The sequence below is a fragment of the Rhodococcus aetherivorans genome, from assembly GCF_025722975.1.
In the GTDB taxonomy this organism is placed as follows: Bacteria; Actinomycetota; Actinomycetes; order Mycobacteriales; family Mycobacteriaceae; genus Rhodococcus; species Rhodococcus aetherivorans.
The window spans coordinates 570336-591630 of sequence record NZ_CP106982.1 but is presented as its reverse complement, the minus strand read 5'-3'; the positions used below and the strand labels follow the sequence as shown (position 1 = coordinate 591630).

The window sequence follows — 21295 nt, the reverse complement described above, 5'->3', positions numbered from 1 at the left end:
TTTGTTGTTTCAGTGCGGAAGATGTTCTACGGTTGCCAGTGACAGCCCTCACCCCCTCATTCGGGAGGACAAGCCATGTCACCCGCCGCTCCCTGTACCGTCGTCGTCTTCGGCGGCACCGGCGACCTCGCCGTCCGTAAGCTCCTGCCCGCCCTCTACCTGCGCGATCACGACGGCCAGTTGCCACCCGGCAGCCGGATCGTCGGCGCCGCGCGCGCCGGCCTCGACACCGACGGCTACCGCGACAAGGTCCGCGGCGAGCTCGCGCGCTTCGTACCCGCCCACCTGCTGGATGCCGGCACCCTCACGCGGTTCCTGGACCGCCTCGACTACGTGAGCGTCGACTTCGCAGGCGGGGACGACTGGTCCGCCCTGCGCGACGTCCTGGCCCCGGACTCCGTGCGCGTGTTCTACCTCGCTTGCGCCCCTTCGCTGTTCGGGCCGATCTCCCATCACCTCGCCCGGCACGGACTCGTCGAGCCGACGTCGCGGGTGGTGCTCGAGAAGCCCATCGGCCGCGACCTCGCATCCGCCCGCGCGATCAACGACGCGGTCGGCGAGGTGTTCGACGAGTCGCAGATCTTCCGCATCGACCACTACCTCGGCAAGGAGAGTGTCCAGAACCTGCTGGTCACCCGGTTCGCCAACACCCTGCTCGAGCCGCTGTGGAACTCGACGTGGATCGACCACGTGCAAATCACCGTCTCCGAATCCCTCGGCGTGGGCACCCGCGGCGGCTACTACGACACCTCCGGGGCGCTGCGCGACATGCTGCAGAACCACCTGCTGCAGGTGCTGTGCCTGGTGGCGATGGAACCGCCGACGGTCGTCGACCGCGAGACCGTGCGCGACGAGAAACTCAAGGTGCTGCAGGCACTGCGGCCGATGACGCCCGACGACGTCGAAAGATTCACCGTCACCGGGCAATACGGACCCGGATTGGTCGACGGCGGTGCCGTGCCCGGGTATCGCGACGAGGTGGAGAACCCGGACAGCCACACCGAGACCTTCGTCGCGGTGCGCGCGGAGGTGCGCAACTGGCGCTGGGCCGGCGTGCCGTTCTACCTGCGCACCGGCAAGCGTCTCGAGAAGCGCAGTTCCGAGATCGTGGTGCAGTTCAAGGACGTTCCGCATCCGATGTTCCCCCGGGCCGAGGGCGCCACCGAACCCAATCGCCTGGTGATCCGGCTGCAGCCCGACGAGGGCATCTGCCTGCACATGACCGCCAAGGAACCCGGGCCCGGCGGGATCCGCCTGCGTCCGGTGTCGCTGGATCTGAACTACGTGGACGCGTTCGACCGTCCGTCCCCCGACGCGTACGAGCGGCTGCTGATGGACGTGGTGCGGGGTGACCCGACCCTGTTCATGCGCCGCGACGAGGTCGAGACCGCGTGGGCATGGGTCGAGCCGATCCTGCAGACCTGGGACCGCACCGGCCGGGTGCCGCGCCGCTACCCGGCGGGTACGTCCGGCCCCACCGACGCGATCACCCTCATCGAGCGCGACGGCCGCGCCTGGTACGAAGGACCTTCCTCATGAGCCACGTCCATCCCGTTCTCGCCCGGGTCACCGACCGCATCGTCCGGCGCAGCCGGGCCGAGCGTGCCGCCTACCTCGAGCGGCTGCGCGCCGCCGCCGACAAGGGGCCTGCCCGCGGGCGCCTCGCGTGCGCCAACCTGGCCCACGGATTCGCCGCGGCCGAGCCCGCCGACAAGTCCGCGCTGCGCGGGCTGGTGAAGCCGAACATCGCGATCGTCTCGTCCTACAACGACATGCTCTCGGCGCACCGGCCCTTCGAGGAGTACCCGGCGCGGCTGAAGGCCGCGGTCCTCGAGGCAGGCGGCATCGCACAGTTCGCCGGCGGCGTCCCGGCCATGTGCGACGGCATCACCCAGGGCCGCGACGGCATGCAGCTGTCGCTGTTCAGCCGCGACGTCATCGCGATGTCCACCGCTATCGCGTTGTCGCACGACATGTTCGACGGCGCGCTCATGCTCGGGGTCTGCGACAAGATCGTCCCCGGCATGCTGATCGGCGCCCTGGGCTTCGGGCACCTGCCGACGGTGTTCGTCCCGGCCGGGCCGATGACGTCGGGGCTGCCCAACGGCGAGAAGGCCCGGGTGCGGCAGCTCTACGCGGAGGGCCGCGCCCGACGCGAAGACCTGCTCGAGGCCGAGGCCGCGTCCTATCACGGCGCCGGCACGTGCACGTTCTTCGGCACCGCGAACTCCAATCAGCTGCTGATGGAGGTGATGGGCCTGCACCTGCCCGGCGCGAGCTTCGTCAACCCGGGCACCGAGCTGCGGGACGCGCTCACCGACGAGGCCGCGCGCCGCGTCACCGGCCTCACCGCGCTCGGCTCCGCCTTCACCCCGGTCGGGGAGGTCGTCGACGAGCGGGCCGTCGTCAACGGCTGCGTCGCACTGCTCGCCACCGGCGGCTCCACCAATCACACGATGCACCTGGTGGCGATCGCGCGGGCCGCGGGCATCACGCTCACGTGGCGCGACCTGGCGGACCTGTCGGCCGTCGTGCCGCTGCTCGCCCGGATCTACCCCAACGGCGCGGCCGACGTGAACCACTTCCACGCCGCCGGCGGGCTCGGTGTCGTCGTCTCGGAACTGCTCTCGGCGGGCCTGCTGCACGACGACGTCACCACCGTCGCCGGCCCCGGTCTGCACCGGTACACGCAGGAGCCGCGGCTGCGCGACGGGACGCTGCAGTGGGAGGCCGGGCCGTCCGAGAGCCTGGACCGCACCGTGCTGCGCGGCGTCGTGGACCCGTTCGCCGTGGACGGCGGGCTCAAGGTGCTCGACGGCAACCTCGGCGAGGCCGTGCTCAAGGTGTCCGCGGTCGCCCCGGAGCACCACATCGTCACCGCGCCGGCCCGGGTGTTCGACGACCAGGCCGACTTCCTCACGGCCTTCGAGGCGGGCGAACTCGACCGCGACGTCGTGGCGGTGCTGCGTTACCAGGGCCCGCGCGCGAACGGAATGCCGGAGCTGCACAAGCTCACCCCCGCGCTGGGGGTGCTGCAGGACCGCGGGCGCCGGGTCGCGCTGGTGACCGACGGCCGGATGTCGGGCGCGTCCGGCAAGGTTCCCGCCGCCATCCACGTCACGCCCGAGGCCGCGGCCGGCGGCCCGCTCGCGCGCGTCCGCGACGGCGACCTGATCACCGTCGACGCCGTCGCCGGCTCGCTGTGCGTGCACCTGTCCGACGCCACACTCGCCGACCGCGTGGCGACCGGCCACGCCCCCACCGACGACGCCTGGACGGGCACGGGCCGGGAACTGTTCGCGGGCCTGCGGGCCGCCGTGGGCCCGGCCACCCTCGGCGCCAGCGTCTTCCAACCCAACCCCGCGTGAAGGAGACCCCGATGAGCCTGCTGGACGTGACCCCCGTCGTTCCCGTCGTCGTGATAGACGATGCCGCGGACGCGGTCCCGATCGCCCGGGCCCTCGTCGACGGCGGTGTGCCGATGATCGAGCTGACTCTGCGCACCCCGTGCGCCCTCGAGGCGATCGAGCGGATCGCCGCCGAGGTTCCCGAGATCACCGTCGGTGCCGGCACGATCGTCGAACCCGGCCAGGCCGCGCAGGCCGCGGCGGCCGGCGCGCGCTTCCTGGTGTCGCCGGGCGCGACGGAGTCGCTGCTGAAGGCCATGACCGACACGGGACTGCCCCACCTGCCGGGTGCCGCGACCGTCTCGGAGGTGCTGCTGCTCCTCGAACGCGGCTACCGCGAGATGAAGTTCTTTCCCGCGGAGGCCGCGGGGGGCACCCGGTTCCTCGCGTCCGTCCACTCCCCCGTGCCCGCGGCCCGGTTCTGCCCCACCGGCGGGATCTCGGTCGCAACCGCCCCCGACTACCTCGCGCTGCCCAACGTCGGCTGCGTGGGGGGCTCGTGGCTCACCCCCGCCGATGCGGTGCAGACCCGGGACTGGGCCCGGATCACCCGCCTCGCGCAGGTGACCACGAAACTACGCCTGGCCGAGGCGTAGGCCGACCGGGCTCGCCCCCGTCCTACTCGGACGCGACGGGGGCGAGCCCTCGTCCGTTGAGGCGCAGTTCCACCCCACTGCCGCGCCTGATCGTGTTGTAGATCGGGCAGGTGGCCACGAATTTCGCGGCCAGTTCCTCCGCGTCGCGGACCCCGGGGCCGTGGATTTCGAGCTCGAGCAGCGTCCGGTCGTAGACGGTCGGATCGTCCGTTCCCCGCACGTGGGACGCGCGGGCGGTGAGTGCATCGAGTTCGAGTCCGTCCGAGGCGGCATTGTGCTCGATGTTCGCGAGGGCGCAGGAGGCGAGCGCGGACAGCAGCAGTTCCCCGGCATGAACGGCCTCACCGTCGGCAAGCCTCGAATCGCTGACGAAGTGGTTGCCGCGAGCGCTGAGCACGAACCTGCCCGGGGCGCCGGCCGAGGTGCCGACGGCCACTGCATCGGCGATCGGCGCCGCGTCCACTGCGTCCGGATGGTGTGCGAATTGCCCGGCATTCACAGGCGCACTCCGGCGCGCTCGGCCCACTCGCCGTGCCCGGGGCGGGACAGGCCGAGGTTCTCCCGCAGCGTGGCACCCGTGTACTCCGTACGGAGGATTCCACGCCGCTGCAACTGGGGCACCACCTCACGGGCGAACGTCTCGAATCCGCCGGGCTGGTGGGGTGCCTGCAGCGTGAATCCGTCTGCGGCACCGTCCTCGAACCACTCCTGCAGGCCGTCGGCGACCTCGGCCGCGGTCCCGATGAACCCGCCCTCGTAACGCCCGCCGTACTGCTTGCCGAGTTGACGCAGGGTGAGGCCCTCGCGCTCGGTGATCTCGCGAACCTCATTGTAGTGACCCTCCACTCCCGCCACCTCCACCTCCGGCAGCCGTTCGTCGAGCGGGAACGTCGACAGGTCGACATCGAGATGGTATGCAAGGGTATACAATCCACCGATCGGTGGCACGAGTTCGAACATCTCCTCGGCCAGTTCCTTCGCGCGGGCCGACGTGGGGCCGACGACCGGCGTGATCGAGGGCAGGATCTTGACGGACTCCGGATCCCGGCCGTACTTCGCTGCCCGCTCCTTGATTTCCGTGTAGAACGCCTGCGCCGACTCCTTCGATGCGTGACTGCAGAAGATCACGTCCGACCAGCGGGCGGCGAAATCCTTGCCCTTCGCGGAGGCTCCGGCCTGGATGAGGACGGGGTACCCCTGGGGCGGGCGCGGCACGTTGAGCGGTCCCTGCACCGAGAAGAACCGGCCCTGGTGATCGATGCGATGCACCTTGGCCGGCTCGGCGAAGAGCGGCTCGTCCGGGTCCAGGACCAGCGCATCGTCGTCCCAGCTGTCCCACAGCTTGCCGGTGACCTGCAGGAATTCGTCGGCACGCTCGTATCGGGTGGCTCGGTCGAACTGCTCGTCGAGGTCGAAGTTGCGGGCCTCCGATTCCTGGAACGACGTAACGATGTTCCACGCGACGCGGCCGGAGGTCAGGTGGTCGAGGGTCGCGAAGGTGCGGGCGAGGTTGAACGGCTGCGCGTACGTGGTGGACACGGTCGCGGCGAGTCCGAGATGCCGGGTTGCGGCGGCCATCGACGCGATGATCGGCAGCGGATCCATACGAAGGGAGCCGAGAGCACCGTAGCGGAGCTGGGAATCGGTGCTCCCTCCGAACCGGTTCGGGACGGACAGGATGTCCGGGAAGAAGGCGAGGTCGAAGCGGCCGTGCTCGAGGGTGCGCGCGATATTCTGGTAGTAGTCGGCGTCGAGCCATCCCGGCACCGAGCCGGGGTGGCGCCACCCGCCCGGTCGTCCGGGTCCGGCGGTGACGAAGGCAGCGAGGTGCATCTGTGCGGTCACGAGAGTCTCCTGAGGTGAACGGTCAGGCCTGGGCGAGTTCAGCGGCGACGGCGGCACGAACGGAATCGAACCTGCTGTCGGACAACCAGGTCTGCACATCGACGGGCTCGGGGTACACGCCGAGCCGGTGGAAGTTGTCGGCGAGATCCTGAGTGCCGGCGATCGCTCCTTCGTCGACGGCGGTGAACTGCCCCGCCCCGGAGTAGGACAATCGCCGGGCTTTCACCAGATCGAGGTAGACGTCCCGCTCGAGCGTCGAGTCACCGAACCCGCCGAGCGCCGTGAACTCGTCGACCGCCGTCTCCGGATTCGCCTCGACCCAGCGCTGGGCGTCGCGCACGTTGCGGGCAAGTGTCGCGGCGACCTCCGGATGATCGAAGGCGAAATCCTCGCTTGCGACGAAGAACGCGTAGTCGTACGTCTTCACTCCGGGCAGGGTTGCCGCGTTGTGCTTGCGCCGGGCCAGCTCGATGGTGGGCTGCCAGTTGATCCACGCGTCGACCTTCCCCTGGGCGAAGGCGGCTTCCGCATCGGCGGCAGTGAGATTGACGTAGTCCACGTCGTTGATTGTCAGCCCGGCGGAGTCGAGGTACTTGACCAGGCTGTAGGTGCCCGTCGTGCCCTGGTGGTCGGCGATGCGACGGCCGCGCAGGTCGGCGGCGCTCTTGATGTCGGACCCCTTGGGGACGAGGATGTCGACCTCGTTGGAGGGAAGCGGATAGGACACGAGCGGCACGACCGGGACGTTGCCGCCGATCGCGTAGATGACGGCGGTGGCCGTGGCGAACGAGAAGTCGACGCTACCGGCCTTGATGGCCTCCATCACCGGCAGCGATGCAGGGAAGCCGGACGGATAGGTCACCGGCACGCCGAGATCCGAGGCCAGGTCGAAGCCTCCGAGGTTGTGGGATAGGACGGTGCCGGGTTCGGCCTTGCCGTCGCCGATCAGTGCGTAGCGCACTTCGGTGAGTGCCTTCGCGGCACCCGACGAGTCCTTCGTGCCGCAGGCGGCCAGCGCTCCGATGCCGGTGACCGCGAGCGCTCCGAGGCCCGCGGCCTCGAGGAATCGCCGGCGGCCGAATCCGGGAAGTGGCGAGCGGGAATTCATAGGGGACAACCTCTCTCGGATCGAGCTGATATCAGTGGTCGGGATGGACGGCACGCTCGGCGTCGAGGAGTCCGGCGAGCAACTCCTCCTTCCAGGCGGCGAGCTGCGCGTCGCCGCGATGCCGCGGCCGCTCCTGGGGAACGCGCAGGTCGCGCGTGATGCCGGAGGGAGTGAGCAGCAGGACGCGATCGGACAGCACGAGCGCCTCCTCCACGTCGTGCGTGACGAGCAGGACCGTGCGCGGGTGCTCCACGAGCAGACGTTCGAGCAGCTGGTGCATCGTGACGCGGGTGACGGCGTCGAGAGCCCCGAACGGCTCGTCGAGGAGCAGAACCTCCGGCCGGTGGAGCAGGGCCCGCGCGAGCGCGACGCGCTGGCGCTGGCCGCCGGACAGTTCGGCCGGCCAGTTCTTCTCCCGACCCGTGAGTCCGACCTGCCCGAGGAGTTCGGCCGCACGAGCACGCGCTCCACGGGTGCCCAGAGTGACGTTGCCCAGGACCGACTTCCAGGGCAGCAGCCGATCCTCCTGGAACATCATCCGCGAGGTGTGGCCGCCGGCGGGCACACCTCCGGTCGGTTCGACGGTGCCGGCTGCGGGCACTTCGAGACCGGCGAGGATGCGGAGCAGCGTGGACTTGCCGACCCCGCTCGGGCCCAGGATCGAGACGAACTCGCCCGGGGCGACGTCCAGGTCGATATTCCTCAGTACCCAGTGGTCGCGATACCGCTGTCCGATGCCGCGCAGGCACAGGCCGACGAGTTCGTCTGCGACCGTCTTCACCGGTTCTCCCTTCGGTAGTTGGCATTCCAGCGCAGGACGCGTGCCTCGATCAGGCGGACGATCTGGTCGGCGAGCAGACCGGCAACCGCGTAGAGAACGATGGCAAGGACGATGCGATCGTTGCGGAGCATTTCCCGGCCGTTCTGGGCGAGATACCCGATTCCTTCGCGGGTCGCGATGGTTTCGGCGATGACGAGGGTGAGCCAGGCGACGCCCAACGCGTATCGGATGCCGTTGAGGACGACCGGCATGGCCCCGGGCACCACGATCTCGCGGATGATGCCCCAGTGGGTCAGGCCGTAGGAGCGGCCGAGCTGGATCAGCTTTGCGTCGACCGTGCGGATTCCGTTGACGGTGTTCAGGTAGACCGGGAAGACGACGCCGAGGATCACGAGAACGATCTTGGGCAGTTCGCCGATCCCGAACGCGGCGATGAGCAGGGGCACCAACGCCAGATGCGGGAGTGCGCGCACCATCTGCAGGGTGCGGTCGAATATCCCTTCCGCGATGCGGGAGAGGCCGACGGCGAAACCCAGGACGAGACCTATGGTCGCGCCGATGACGAAGCCGATGACGATGCGCCGGAGGCTGACTGCGATGTGCGACTGCAACTCGCCCGTGGACCACAGCGAACGCGCGGTGTCGAGGACGTCGGTCGGCGGCGGCAGGACGGAGGCTGGGACGACTCCTTCGGTGGAGGCCCACTGCCAGCTCAGCAGAACCAGCAGCGGAACTGCCCAGGGCAGCAGCAACGCCCACGGCAGCACCCGTCGAATCCCGGCGGTTCGCTCGCCGCCCTGCACGCTCGCAGACTCGGGTGCGATTGCCTCACTCATGAGTCGAAGTCGGGATGGAACGGATCATGCGGCACTCCTCGATCGGTCGGACGCCGGTCACGCTATCCAGACGTGCACGCACATGTCGTCAGTTGTATACACATGGATTCAAACTCTGTACACGCGCCCACGAGCGTGGTACGGCTTGACGAATCCCTCGACACGAACCGCCCTGACAGGAAGGAAGCCGGTGACATCTGCAGGCCCGGGTCTCTACAGCGAACTGCGCACACGCATCATCTCCGGCCGCTACGCCCCGGGCGCGCTACTGGTTCCGGCCACAGTGGGTGAGGAACTCGGGGTGTCCCGGACACCGATCAGGGAGGCGCTCATCCGGCTGGAACTCGAAGGCCTCGTGACGAAGGTGTCGCGCGGCTTCGTCATCCGCGAGCGGTCGCCGGAGGAGATTCTCGACATCTGCGAAGCACGCATCGCACTCGAATCCGTCGTGGCGCGTTCCGCGGCACTCCGACGCACCGAGTTCGACCTCGCGATGTTGCGGCGGGCACTCGAGTCGGCACGGACCGGGGTTCCCGACGAACGTCTGCGGGCGCATGCCGAGTGGCACATCGCGCTGCGGGTCGCAGCGCACAACCCCACCATCTCCGAGTTGATGGAACTGCTCGACGCCCGCCTCCATGTCTACGACGGGACCGCGTCCCGATCCACCGCCAATCTCGATCTGATCGAAGCCGAGCACGAGGAGATCTACCGCGCCGTGGTCGACGGAGACGGGGAGCGCGCGAGCGAGTTGATGGTTGTCCACCAGACGAGGACCCGCGACCTGCGAATCGCCGAGATGGTCGAATCGAAGCGGTAGCACCGGGCGGTACGCTGGGCAGATGCGTGAGGAGAACGACCACCCTGGCTCGCAGTCGTCGCTGCGTACAGCCAATCAGCAACGGGTGGTAAGGGTTCTGCAGTCCGGTGGCGAACTCACCCAGGCGGAGATCGCCCGGCGCACCGGTCTGGCCCCGGCCACGGTGTCGAATCTGGTGCGGGAACTGACCACCAGCGGCCTGGTGGAGGTGGCCGCGGCCGAGCGCCCGGGCCAGCGGGGGCGGGCCGTGAAGCTCACCCGGTCGGCGGGCCTGGCCGTCGGAATCGATTTCGGGCACCGGCATCTCACTGTCGCCGTCGCCGACCTGTCGCACGAGATCCTCGCCGAGAAGCGGGTCGAGCTGGCGACCGGACATCGCGCCGAGGACGGGATAACAAGGGCCGGGGCACTTCTCGACGACGCCCTCGTCGAGCTCGGGTGCGGACGCGACGCCGTCGCGGCCGTCGGCATGGGCCTGCCCGCGCCGGTCGAGTCCGCCACGCACCGGATCGGCGGGCCGTCGATCCTGCCGGGCTGGGTGGGCGTCGACCCGGCCGCACTGGCCGCCGAGCGGCTCGCGCTTCCCGTCCACGTCGACAACGACGCCAATCTCGGTGCGCTGGCCGAGCACATCTGGGGTGCCGGGTGCGGCGTGGACGACCTGGCCTACATCAAGCTGTCCGACGGCGTCGGCGCCGGACTGGTGCTGGACGGGCGGCTGTACCGGGGCCGCGCCGGCACGGCCGGCGAGATCGGCCACACCTCCCTCGACGAGTTCGGCCAGGTGTGCCGGTGCGGCAACCGCGGCTGCCTCGAGACGATGGTGGCCTCGCACGTGGTGATCGGGCTGCTCGAGCCGAGCCGGGGGCCCGGCCTGACGATCGCGGACGTGGTGGCACTCGCCGAGGCCGGCGACGCCGGGTGTGCCCGGGTGCTCGCGGACACCGGCCGCCACGTCGGGGTCGCGGCGGCGAGCCTGTGCAACCTGCTCAATCCGCAGCTCCTCCTGATCGGCGGCGAACTCGCCCTGGCGGGAGAGCTGCTGCTCGAGCCCCTGCGTCGCGCGATCGAGCGGTACGCGGTGCCCAGCGCCGCGCGCACCGTGCAGGTACGGACGGCGGCGCTCGGCGCCCGGGCCCAGGTACTCGGGGCGGTCGCCCTCGGACTGCGGGCGGCCAGCCCCCGCTGAAGATCATCTTCGAGGCTTCGACGCCGACTCACGTCCAGAACTAGATTCAAATTCGAACATAAGTAGCGTCTCAAGACGCTTTTTCATTCATTTCTTGACGACTGACGCCGCTTCGTCCTACTGTGGTCCAGCACACAGTTCGCGTGACCGCCGCCACTCGCCTCCCGGAACGGGACCGCCGCGGCCGGGTCCCGCCGCCCACGAGGAGTCCCATGAGCAACCACGTCGCGCTCCCGACCGTCCCCGACACCGGACCGGACACCGCCGGCGCCCCGGTGCCGGTCCGCATCGCCGCCATCGCCGCGCTCGGCGGCCTGTTGTTCGGCTTCGACAGCGCCGTCATCAACGGTGCCGTGTCGGCCATCGAATCCCGGTTCGCCGTCTCGTCCGCCGTCCTCGGCTTCGCGGTCGCCTCGGCCCTGCTCGGCGCGGCCGGCGGCGCCGTCCTCGCCGGCCGCATCGCGGACCGCTACGGCCGGCTCACCACCATGCAGGTCGCCGCCGCGATGTTCCTGGTCAGCGCGCTGGGCACCGGATTCGCCTTCAACGTCGAAACTCTCGTCCTGTTCCGCATCGTCGGCGGTGTCGGCGTCGGACTCGCCTCCGTCATCGCCCCCGCCTACATCGCCGAGATCTCCCCCGCCCGGGTACGCGGTCGCCTGGGATCGCTGCAGCAGCTCGCGATCGTCGTCGGCATCTTCGCCGCCCTGCTCGTCGACTACGCCCTCGCCGCCCTCGCGGGTGGCTCCCGCGAGGAACTGTGGTTCGGGCTCGAGGCGTGGCGCTGGATGTTCCTGTCCATGACCGTTCCCGCCCTCGTGTACGGATTCCTGACGCTCACCATCCCGGAGTCCCCGCGCTATCTCGTCGCGAAGGGCCGCATCGGGGAGGCCCGCGGCATCCTCGGCACGCTGCTCGGCGAGCAGGGCATCGACCTGCGCATCGAATCGATCCGCGCCACCCTCGGCCACGAGCGCACCCCGTCGCTGCGCGACCTGAGGGGACCCGCGCTGGGCCTGCTGCCCATCGTGTGGATCGGCATCGGGCTGTCGGTGTTCCAGCAGTTCGTCGGCATCAACGTGATCTTCTACTACTCCAGCATCCTCTGGCAGGCAGTGGGATTCGACGAGAACAGCTCCCTCGTCATCACCGTCGTCACGTCCGTGGTCAACATCGCCACCACCCTCGTGGCCATCGCGTTCGTCGACCGCATCGGACGCCGGCCCCTGCTGATCATCGGCTCGGCCGGCATGGCCGTCACCCTCACCACGATGGCCGTCGTCTTCGCCACCGCCTCCACCACCGTCGTCGACGGTGTGACCACCCCGCACCTGACCGGACTGCAGGGACCGATCGCGCTGATCGCCGCGAACCTGTTCGTCGTCGCGTTCGGCATGTCGTGGGGACCGGTCGTGTGGGTCCTGCTCGGCGAGGCCTTCCCCAACCGGATCCGCGCGGCGGCACTGTCGCTCGCCGCCGGCGCGCAGTGGGCGGCCAACTGGGTCATCACCGTGAGCTTCCCCGCCATGAAGGAACTGTCGCTGGGGCTGTCGTACGGCTTCTACGCCGTGTGCGCGGTGCTGTCGCTGCTGTTCGTCCTGCGCTGGGTCAAGGAGACCAAGGGCCGCGAGCTTGAGGACATGGACGCCGCCTGAATCCCGGGCACCCCGGTAACAGAACAGTCAGGGAGAGAACAGACATGGCACTGACCATCGGAATCGACGTGGGCGGCACCAAGGTCGCCGCCGGCGTGGTCGACGAACACGGCACCCTGCACGCCCGGCTCCGCCGCGCCACCCCGTCGGACGACCCCGCCCGCACCGAGGACGTCGTCGCCGACGTGGTCCGCGAACTCCGCGCCGCGCACGACGTGTGCGCGGTGGGCATCGGCGCCGCCGGATTCGTCGCGTCCGATCGCCGTACCGTGCTGTTCGCCCCCAACCTCGCGTGGCGCGGCGAACCGCTCGGCGAGGCCGTCGAGGCCGCGTGCGGGCTGCCGACCGTCGTCGAGAACGACGCCAACGCCGCCGCCTGGGGCGAGGCACGATTCGGCGCCGGCCGGGGTGCCCGCACCGCGATCGTGCTCACCGTCGGCACCGGCATCGGCGGTGGGCTGATCATCGACGGCGCCCTGCACCGCGGAGCCTCGGGGCTGGCCGCGGAACTCGGCCATCTCAACGTCGAGCCGCACGGCCGTCGCTGCGGGTGCGGGAACCACGGCTGCTGGGAGCGTTACGCCAGCGGGCGGGCCCTGGTGCGGGAGGCGCAGGAGATCGCGAGCGTCTCGCCCGCGCTCGCCGGCCGGCTGCTCGAGCTGGCCGGCGGGCGCGCCGAGCAGATCACCGGGCACCACGTCACCACCGCCGCCCGCGAGGGCGACGCCGCCGCGCTCGAGTGCTTCCGCACGATCGGCACGTGGCTCGGTCACGGCATGGCGGACCTCGCCGCGTTCCTCGACCCGGAGGTGTTCGTCCTCGGCGGCGGTGTGTGCGAGGCCGGGGAACTGCTGCGCGGGCCCGCCGTCGCCACGTTCGCCCAGCGGCTGACCGGACGCGGGCACCGCCCGGCCGCCCCGGTGCGGCTGGCCGAGCTCGGCCCCGACGCCGGGATCGTCGGCGCCGCTGACCTGGCCCGGCGCCGCACGGATCTGTCGGCCACGCGCCTCGATCTCTCGGCCGCCGGCTGAGCACCCGCCCGGGTGGGGCGAGCGAATGTATCACCGACTCGGACTGAGGAGGTGAGCGATACATTCGCTCGCCGCACGCGGTCCACCGCGTAACACCGTCGTTACCGCGGTTAACCGTTCGCTTGACACGACGCCACTACCGTCGGCGGAGCCACGCGTATACAGCCGTGGATACAGACGACGGGAGTGTGCAGCGGTGGACGGACTCGAACGGCTCCACGCCTCGCTCGACGCGACGCTCGGGCCCGTCGACGCCGCGTACGCCACCGCCTATCCCGGGACGACACCGGCGCGGCAACCCGTGCACACCGTGTACGTGCCGGCCCACCGGTACGACGCGACGACCGTCGCCGAGTGGGGGGCACACGCCCGCCGGGTGCTCGACGAGAACTGCTCCGGCCCCGGCGACCTGGCCGGCGTGACGGGGATCGAACCGGAGCTCGCCGAACAGGTCCTACCGCTCGTGCGGGCCAAGCTCGACACCGAGCCGATCGAAGATCTGCGCATCGACTTCGAGGACGGTTTTCCCCAGACGGACGTGCCCGGCCCGCACCGCGACGCCGACGAGGACGCCCACGTCGCCCGGGCCGCCACCGTTCTCGCCGACAATCCCTCCGCCACCCCGTTCGTGGGGCTGCGCTTCAAGTGTCTCGAGCCCGCCACCCGCCGTCGCGGGATCCGCACGCTCGACGCCTTCGTCGGTGCTCTCGTCGAGAAGACCTCCGCTCCGGACGGTTTCGTCATGACCCTGCCGAAGGTGACTGCACCCGAGCAGGTCTCCGCGATGGTCACCGTGTGCGAGCACCTCGAGCGTGCGCACGGGCTCACCGTTCCCCTGCGGTTCGAGATCCAGATCGAGACCCCGCAGGCGATCTGCGGTCCCGACGGCACCGCCCAGGTGGCGCGGATGCTGCACGCCGCCGCGGGCCGCTGCGCGGGACTGCACTACGGCACCTACGACTACTCCGCCGCGTGCGGCATCGCCGCCGAATACCAGGCCATGGACCACCCCGTCGCCGACCACGCCAAGGCCACCATGCAGGTGGCCGCCGCCGGCACCGGCGTACCCCTGTCCGACGGATCCACCAACCGCCTCCCCGTCGGCACCCGCGAACAGATCCGGGCCGCGTGGGGCCTGCACGCCCGGCTGGTGGAGCGGTCGCTGCGCCGCGGGTTCTACCAGGGCTGGGACCTGCACCCCGCGCAACTGCCCACCCGCTATGCCGCGACCTTCGCGTTCTACCGCCGTTCGTTCCCCACCGCGGCGGCCCGCGTCGCCGCCTACCTGTCGCCGGGGCGTGACTCCGGCTATCTCGACGAACCCGCGACGGCCCGCGCCCTGGCCACGTTCCTGCTCCGCGGCCTCGCCTGCGGAGCCCTCACCGAGACCGAGGTCCGCGACCGCGCGGAGACCACGCCGGACCGGCTGGCGCGGCTCGCGGGCCGACAGGAAGGACCCACCGGATGCCCACCGTGATCCGCACGCGACGCGCCGTCGTCGGCGACCGCGAACACCCCTGCTCGGTCGTGCTCCGGGACGGGCGCATCGCCGCGATCGGGGCCTACGACGCCCCTGCCCCCGCGGGCGCCGAGGAGGTCGTCCTCGCCGACGACGAGGCTCTTCTGCCCGGTCTGGTCGACACGCACGTGCACATCAACGACCCCGGCCGCACCGAGTGGGAGGGATTCGCGACCGCGACCCGCGCGGCCGCCGCGGGCGGCGTCACCACCGTCGTGGACATGCCGCTCAACTCCGTGCCGGCCACCGTCGACGTCGCTGCGCTGGAGGTCAAGAAGAAGGTTGCCGCCGAACAGATCTCGGTCGACGTCGGATTCTGGGGCGGCGCCGTGCCGGGCAACCTCGCCGACCTCGAACCGCTCTGGGACGCGGGCGTGTACGGCTTCAAGTGCTTCCTCGCCCATTCCGGGCTGGACGAGTATCCGCCGCTCGACCGGGACCAGATGTTCGCCGCGATGCGCACGATCGCGGGCTTCGGGGGCCTGCTCATCGTCCACGCCGAGGACGGGCCCACCCTCGAAGCCCAGCCGCCGGCCGCGGGCCGCCGGTACGCCGGCTTCCTGCGGTCGCGTCCGCCGGCCGCGGAGTCGCGGGCCGTCGCCCAGGTGCTCGAGGGCGCCCGGGAAACGGGTTGCCGCACCCACATTCTGCACCTGTCCGACGCCGGGAGCCTGCCGCTGATCGCGCAGGCCAAGGCCGACGGCGTGCCCGTCACCGTCGAGACGTGCCCCCACTACCTGTCGCTGTTCAGCGAGGAGATCCTGGACGGTGCAACTCATTTCAAGTGCTGCCCGCCGATCCGCGAGGCGAGCAACCGGGAAGGCCTGTGGCGCGGCCTCGCCGAGGGCACGATCGACGCGGTGGTCTCGGACCACTCGCCGTGCGTGCCGGAACTGAAGAAGTTCGCGACCGGAGACTTCGCCGAGGCGTGGGGCGGCATCTCGTCGCTGCAGCTCGGCCTGCCGATCGTGTGGTCCCAGGCCAGGCGCCGCGGCCACACCCTGACGGAGGTAACCCGATGGATGGCCCGAGGCCCCCGCGACCTGGTGGGCATGACCGACCGGGGCGAGATCGCGATCGGCAACGTCGCGGACTTCTGCGTCCTCGCCCCCGACGACGCGTTCGTCGTCTTCTCCGAACGCCTGCACCACCGCAACGCCGTCACCCCCTATGCCGAGACCGCGCTGGCCGGGGTGGTCCGCGGGACGTGGCTCGGCGGCCGCCCCGTGGGCCGGACACCGAACGGGCGCCTGCTCGACCGTGAGAGGACGAACCCGTGACCGACGCCGCCTTCCTGCAGCTGCCCGACCTCGCGTCCCGGACCCTCGCCGGCTCCGTGGTGTACGCCAACGACGAACTGTTCGCCCAGCGGGAGAATCTCGTCACCCCGGAACCCCCGGCCTTCGACACCGGGGACTTCGGGCACAAGGGCAAGGTGTACGACGGCTGGGAGACCCGTCGGCGCCGCGAACCCGGCCACGACTTCGCGATCGTCCGGCTCGGGGTGCCCGGAGTCGTGCGCGGCGTGGTGATCGACACCGCATGGTTCACCGGCAACTACCCGCCGTTCGCCTCGGTGGACGCCGTCGAGACGGAGGGGTATCCGACACCGGACCAGCTGCTCGCGGCGCCGTGGCAGCCGATCCTCGACAAGGTGGCCCTCGCCGGGGACACCGCCAACACCTTCGCGGTCGACAGCGAATTCCGATGGACACACCTGCGGCTCAACATCTTTCCCGACGGCGGGGTGGCCCGGCTGCGGGTGCACGGCGAGCCCCGGCCCGACCCGGCGTTCCTCACCGGGACGATCGACCTCGCCGCGCTCGAGCACGGGGCCGACGTGGTGGACTGCTCGAACCGCTTCTACTCGTCCCCGCGCAACATCATCGCCCCCGGCCGGGCGCGGCACATGGGCGAGGGCTGGGAGAACGCCCGCCGCCGCGACGGCGGCAACGACCATGTGGTGGTGCGCCTGGCCGGGGAGGGCCACGTCGACCACGTCGAAATCGACACCTCGTACTTCGTCGGCAACGCCCCCGGGTGGGCACGACTGATCGGAATCCCGGACGGCGCAGCGCTCTCCGACGAATCCGCGTGGGTCGAGCTCGTGCCGCGGACGGCACTGCTGCCCGACTGCCGGCACCGGTTCCGCGTCGACGCGGCCGTGCCGTTGCGGCACGTGCGGCTCGACGTCTACCCCGACGGGGGCATCGCCCGGCTGCGCGTGCACGGGCGGCTGACGTAGGCGGTGCGTCCTTTGGGTGGCGGCAACAGCCCAAAGGGAACACAGGCGGCGTCAGCCGCCGGTGGTGAGAAATTGATTACCTGCGCGAAACGTGGTGGCTGTCGCCCGTAAAGGCGCTGGGCTAGAACTGTATTCATCACCGTATACAGCCTTGTGTCCCGGACGGAGCCCTCCATGGCAACAGCCCATCCCGTCGACACCCGACTGCCCTTCGGGCGGCAGTTGGCGTTCGGCATCCAGCACGTCCTGATCATGTACACCGGATGCATCACCGTCCCACTGGTCTTCGGCGCCGCCGTGGGTCTCGACCGCGAGACCGTCGCGATGCTCATCAACGCCGACCTGCTGATCGCCGGCCTGATCACGATCATCCAGAGCCTCGGCGTCGGCAAACTCGCCGGCGTCCGGCTGCCCATCGTCTGCGGCGCCACCTTCGCCGGGCTGACCCCGATGATCCTCATCGCCGAGGAATACGGCCTGCAGGCGGTGTACGGGTCGATGCTCGTCGGTGGCATCGTCGGTCTGGCCTTGGCGTGGCCGTTCGCGAAGGTGATCAAGTTCTTCCCACCGCTCGTGACCGGCGCCGTGCTCACCGTCGTCGGCATCTCCCTCATCGGTGTCGCCGGTGGGCTCATCGTAGGCACCGACCCCACCGCGCCCACGTTCGCCGATCCCGCGAACATCGCTCTCGCCGTGGCGGTCATGGCCGTCGCCCTCGGATTCATCTGCCTCGGCCGCGGGATCTGGACGCAGCTCGGCGTGCTGATCGCCCTGCTCGTGGGCACCGTCGCCGCGCTGCCGATGGGCCTGATCGACCTCGGCGGTGTCTCCGGTTCCGCGTGGCTCGGTGTGCCCACTCCCTTCCACTTCGGTGGGCCCGAATTCCCGATCACCGCCGTCGTCGCCATGAGCATCGTGATGGCCGTCGTGTTCGCCGAGTCGACGGCGAGCATGCTCGCCGTCAGCGAGATCACCGGCAAGCCCGTCACCAAATCCGACATCGCCCGCGGCCTCGCCGGCGACGGCCTGTCCGGCATCTTCGGCGGCATCTTCAACGCGTTCGTCGACACGGTGTTCACGCAGAATGTCGGTGCCGTCGCCACCACCCGCGTCTACAGCCGCTACGTCACCGCCACCAGCGGCGTCATCCTCGTCGTGCTGGGTGCGCTGCCCAAGGTCGGCTCGGTCGTCGCCGCACTGCCCAAGCCCGTCGTCGGCGGGGTGGGCCTGATCCTGTTCGCCACCGTCGCCGTCGTCGGCATCAACACCCTGCGCAAGGTGGACCTCTCCGACCGGATCAACACCACCATCGCCGCGGTCGCCGTGGGCATCGGCCTCGTCCCCGAACTCGCGGAAGGCATGTTCGACAAGTTCCCGTCCGCCGCGCAGATCCTGCTCGGCAGTGGCATCACCCTCGCGGCGATCACCGCGTTCTCGCTCAACCTGCTGTTCAACCACACCAGGCTCGGCGCCGCGGCCCGGCGATCCGCCGATGGCACCCCCGGAACCGAAAGCGACCAGATCACAGGAGAATCCGTTGTCCCTGCCCACGCGTGAGCCCTTCGAGGTCCCGACGATCGACATCGGTCCGTATGTGACCGGCGGCGGGGACTCCGACCGACTCCGGATCGCCGAACAGATGGACGAGGCCTGCAGCCGCGTCGGATTCGTGCAGATCCTCGGTCACGGCATCCCCGGGACGATCCTCGACGACTTCACCACCGCCCTCGACGATTTCTTCGCCCTCCCGCTCGAGACGAAGAACCGCTACCGCGTCGCCGGCGCCAACCGCGGCTACAGTCCGCCGAAGAGCGAGTCGCTGAGCCTGAGCCTCGGGGTGGAATCCGCCGGGCGGATGAACGACTTCTTCGAGGCGTTCAACATCGGCACCGAGGCACGCTCGTTCCCCGAAGTGTCGCTGCCGGAGGAGGACTACGGTCTCAACGTGTGGCCGGACGTGCCCGGATTCCGGGCGGCGGTGCAGAATTACCGGGCGCACGCCGCGCGGGTGGCCCGCACCCTCACCCGCATCTTCGCCGACGCGCTGGGCCGGGAGCCGGACTTCTTCGACGCGCTCACCGACCACTCCATCGACGTGCTGCGGATGAACAACTACGCCCTGCCCGAAGGCACCGTCCGGCTCGACGGCGAACTCACCGGCATGGGAGAGCACACCGACTTCGGTCTGGTGACCGTGCTGTGGGCCGACCGCGTCGCCGGACTACAGGTGCTCGGCGGTGACGGCGTCTGGCACGACGTCGCCCCGATCGAGGGCGGCCTGCTCGTCAACCTCGGAGATCTGACGGCGCGGCTGACGGGCGACCGCTGGATGTCGACACTGCACCGCGTCAAGCCGCCGATCGTCGACGGCACCATCGTGCGCCGCCGCTCGGCCGCGTTCTTCCACGACGGCAACGTCGACGCGGTGATCGCCACGCTCCCCGAGTTCGCCGGCGACGAGTGCTACGAGCCCATCACCGTGCGCGAGCACATCAGAGCCAAGCTGGCCGGGTCGCGGCAGGGCCGGGCCAACACCGCCGCCGTCCGTGAGGCGGCCCGCGTGCTCGCCGCCGCGGGGCGGGACCTGCCGTGACACACGTCGTGCTGGTGCACGGGGCCTGGGCAGGGGCCTGGGTGTGGGACACCGTGCTGGGTCCGCTGCGCGCCGCGGGGTTCACTCCGCACGCGCTGGATCTGCCGGGCGCCGGCACGTGGGGCGCGACCGACGTCACCCTCGACGACGTCGCCGGCCACGTCGCCGCGCACGTCACCACGCTCGACGGCCCGGTGTTCCTCGTCGGGCACTCGGGCGGCGGCATCGTCGTCACCCAGGTGGCGGAGCAGCTCCCCGACCGTATCGCCGGGGTGGTGTACGTCGCGGGCATGATGCTGCCGTCGGGCACCGGGTTCGGGCAGCTGTGCGACGCCCTCGGTCTCGCACCACCGGTCGGGATCTCGCGGTGGCTGCGGCCCACGGCCGACGGACGGGGCACCGTGGTGCCCCCGGAAGCGGGGGCGGCGGTGTTCTTCCACGAAGCCGCCCCGGCCGACGCCGTCGCCGCCGCGCGCCGGCTCGTCCCGCAGCTCGAGACGGCCCGCCTCATGGCGCCGGCCTGGACACCGGAGCGGTTCGGGACCGTGCCCCGGCTGTACGTCGAGGCCACCCTCGACCGCACCGTCCCGCTGGTCGCCCAGCGCGAGATGCAGCGGCTCGTGCCCGGGGCCCGGGTGATCACGCTGGACACCGATCACGCGCCGCAGCTGTCGGCCCGCGACGAGCTGGTGGACGGCATTCGGCAATGGTGCCTTTCCGGACTTCCGGAGCTCCGAAAGGACGCCACGGCAGCGGCGCTGCCATAGGCTCGCAGCATGACGGCATCGGCGGCGATCGGCTCACCGGAGGAGCTGGCGCGGGCGCTGGACACGACGGGCTATCTCGCCGACGACGGCCTCGCAACGGTCGCCTTCCTGGCGCTGCGCATGGGCCGCCCGCTGTTCTGCGAGGGGGAACCCGGCACCGGCAAGACATCGCTGGCCATTGCCCTCGCCGACGCGCTGGCCCTGCCGCTGATCCGGTTGCAGTGCCACGAGGGCATCGATGCGTCCCAGGCCCTCTACGACTGGGACTTCCCCCGGCAGTTGCTGCACCTGCGCACCCTCGAGGCCGCGAGCGGCGGCCACCTGGAGGCCGAGGAGGCGGAACGCTCGCTGTACACCGAGCGGTTCCTGCTGGCGCGGCCCCTGCTGCAGGCGCTCACCGACGCGCCGTGCGTGCTGCTCGTCGACGAGATCGACCGGGCCGACGACGAGTTCGAGGCGTTCCTGCTGCAGGTGCTGGACGAGAACGCCGTCACCATCCCCGAGCTCGGGCAGGTGCGGGCGCGGACGCCGCCGCTGGTGGTGCTCACCTCCAACCGCACCCGCGAGGTGCACGACGCCCTCAAACGCCGCTGTCTGTACCACTGGCTCGAACATCCCGACCTCGCGCGGGAGGTGGAGATCCTGCGCCGCCGCATCCCGGGCATCGCCGAACACCTCGCGGAGCAGGTCGCCCACGCGGTGCAGACCATGCGCGGGATGGATCTGCTCAAGCCGCCCGGCGTCGCCGAGTCGCTGGACTGGGCCCGAGCGCTGCGCGAACTCGACCGCGACGTGCTCGACGCGACGACCGCGGCCGCGACGCTGGGCGCCGTCCTCAAGTACCGGGAGGACCTCGACCGGGTGGTCCGCACCGGGCTCGACCGGCTCCTGACGGGGTGAGGC

Annotated in this window: 19 protein-coding genes; 14 read left to right on the top strand and 5 right to left on the bottom strand. The window is 70.6% G+C overall.

Features of this window, described 5'->3' with window-relative positions:
• Positions 1-75: 75 nt before the first annotated feature.
• Genes zwf through eda form a run of 3 tightly spaced genes read left to right on the top strand, consistent with a single transcriptional unit; the run spans position 76 to position 4003 of the window.
• On the top strand, positions 76-1539 hold the full coding sequence (zwf, locus tag OCS65_RS02730; protein ID WP_072636582.1) for a glucose-6-phosphate dehydrogenase: 1464 nt from the start codon (positions 76-78) through the stop codon (positions 1537-1539).
• A complete protein-coding gene (gene edd / locus OCS65_RS02725; protein WP_029546631.1) occupies positions 1536-3368 on the top strand; it encodes a phosphogluconate dehydratase in 1833 nt (610 codons plus the stop codon). Before zwf ends, edd begins: the two co-directional genes overlap by 4 nt.
• 11 nt (positions 3369-3379) lie before the next feature.
• Complete coding sequence (gene eda, locus OCS65_RS02720) at positions 3380-4003, top strand: bifunctional 4-hydroxy-2-oxoglutarate aldolase/2-dehydro-3-deoxy-phosphogluconate aldolase (protein ID WP_043799984.1); 624 nt, start codon at positions 3380-3382, stop codon at positions 4001-4003.
• Positions 4004-4025: 22 nt separating this feature from the next.
• On the opposite strand, the gene OCS65_RS02715 is transcribed toward eda, so the two are convergent.
• The 5 genes from OCS65_RS02715 to OCS65_RS02695 are packed head-to-tail and all read right to left on the bottom strand — an operon-like array spanning position 4026 to position 8573.
• Positions 4026-4466 (bottom strand): OsmC family protein, encoded by a 441-nt coding sequence (locus OCS65_RS02715; protein WP_050036476.1) that lies wholly within the window; start codon positions 4464-4466, stop codon positions 4026-4028.
• A gap of 32 nt (positions 4467-4498) precedes the next feature.
• Complete coding sequence (locus OCS65_RS02710; protein ID WP_263510355.1) at positions 4499-5836, bottom strand: LLM class flavin-dependent oxidoreductase; 1338 nt, start codon at positions 5834-5836, stop codon at positions 4499-4501.
• A 34-nt stretch (positions 5837-5870) separates the two neighbouring features.
• Positions 5871-6956 (bottom strand): NrtA/SsuA/CpmA family ABC transporter substrate-binding protein, encoded by a 1086-nt coding sequence (locus OCS65_RS02705; RefSeq protein ID WP_050036111.1) that lies wholly within the window; start codon positions 6954-6956, stop codon positions 5871-5873.
• Between the two features lie 31 nt (positions 6957-6987).
• Positions 6988-7737: an ABC transporter ATP-binding protein gene (locus OCS65_RS02700; protein WP_263508688.1), complete on the bottom strand. Its 750-nt coding sequence runs from the start codon at positions 7735-7737 to the stop codon at positions 6988-6990.
• Positions 7734-8573 (bottom strand): ABC transporter permease, encoded by an 840-nt coding sequence (locus tag OCS65_RS02695; protein ID WP_203329775.1) that lies wholly within the window; start codon positions 8571-8573, stop codon positions 7734-7736. The genes OCS65_RS02700 and OCS65_RS02695 overlap by 4 nt, the downstream gene beginning before the upstream one ends.
• Before the next feature lie 190 nt (positions 8574-8763).
• Here OCS65_RS02695 and OCS65_RS02690 point away from each other — a divergent pair, with 190 nt between their 5' ends.
• The 11 genes from OCS65_RS02690 to OCS65_RS02640 all read left to right on the top strand — a co-directional run bounded on the left by OCS65_RS02690 (position 8764) and on the right by OCS65_RS02640 (position 21292).
• Entirely contained in the window at positions 8764-9393 is a 630-nt protein-coding gene (locus tag OCS65_RS02690; RefSeq protein ID WP_263508685.1) for a GntR family transcriptional regulator, read from the top strand.
• Positions 9394-9415: 22 nt separating this feature from the next.
• Positions 9416-10582: an ROK family transcriptional regulator gene (locus tag OCS65_RS02685; RefSeq protein WP_161994660.1), complete on the top strand. Its 1167-nt coding sequence runs from the start codon at positions 9416-9418 to the stop codon at positions 10580-10582.
• Between the two features lie 212 nt (positions 10583-10794).
• Positions 10795-12237 carry a sugar porter family MFS transporter gene (locus tag OCS65_RS02680; RefSeq protein ID WP_006944106.1) on the top strand — a complete coding sequence of 481 codons (1443 nt, stop codon included), beginning with the start codon at positions 10795-10797 and terminating at the stop codon, positions 12235-12237.
• A 44-nt stretch (positions 12238-12281) separates the two neighbouring features.
• Entirely contained in the window at positions 12282-13268 is a 987-nt protein-coding gene (locus OCS65_RS02675; protein ID WP_006944107.1) for an ROK family glucokinase, read from the top strand.
• 196 nt (positions 13269-13464) lie between these two features.
• A complete protein-coding gene (locus OCS65_RS02670; protein ID WP_263508682.1) occupies positions 13465-14745 on the top strand; it encodes a DUF6986 family protein in 1281 nt (426 codons plus the stop codon).
• Entirely contained in the window at positions 14733-16067 is a 1335-nt protein-coding gene (gene allB, locus OCS65_RS02665; protein WP_263508680.1) for an allantoinase AllB, read from the top strand. Before OCS65_RS02670 ends, allB begins: the two co-directional genes overlap by 13 nt.
• On the top strand, positions 16064-17032 hold the full coding sequence (gene alc / locus OCS65_RS02660; RefSeq protein ID WP_263508678.1) for an allantoicase: 969 nt from the start codon (positions 16064-16066) through the stop codon (positions 17030-17032). Before allB ends, alc begins: the two co-directional genes overlap by 4 nt.
• Positions 17033-17206: 174 nt before the next feature.
• The gene (locus tag OCS65_RS02655) at positions 17207-18589 is read left to right on the top strand and encodes a uracil-xanthine permease family protein (protein ID WP_263508676.1); all 1383 of its coding nucleotides are present in this window, start codon (positions 17207-17209) and stop codon (positions 18587-18589) included.
• Positions 18570-19625, top strand: a complete 1056-nt coding sequence (locus tag OCS65_RS02650; RefSeq protein WP_102800204.1) for an isopenicillin N synthase family dioxygenase — start codon at positions 18570-18572, stop codon at positions 19623-19625. Before OCS65_RS02655 ends, OCS65_RS02650 begins: the two co-directional genes overlap by 20 nt.
• On the top strand, positions 19622-20392 hold the full coding sequence (locus OCS65_RS02645) for an alpha/beta fold hydrolase (RefSeq protein WP_006944115.1): 771 nt from the start codon (positions 19622-19624) through the stop codon (positions 20390-20392). The genes OCS65_RS02650 and OCS65_RS02645 overlap by 4 nt, the downstream gene beginning before the upstream one ends.
• 9 nt (positions 20393-20401) lie before the next feature.
• Positions 20402-21292: an AAA family ATPase gene (locus OCS65_RS02640; protein WP_043796805.1), complete on the top strand. Its 891-nt coding sequence runs from the start codon at positions 20402-20404 to the stop codon at positions 21290-21292.
• Positions 21293-21295 lie beyond the last annotated feature (3 nt).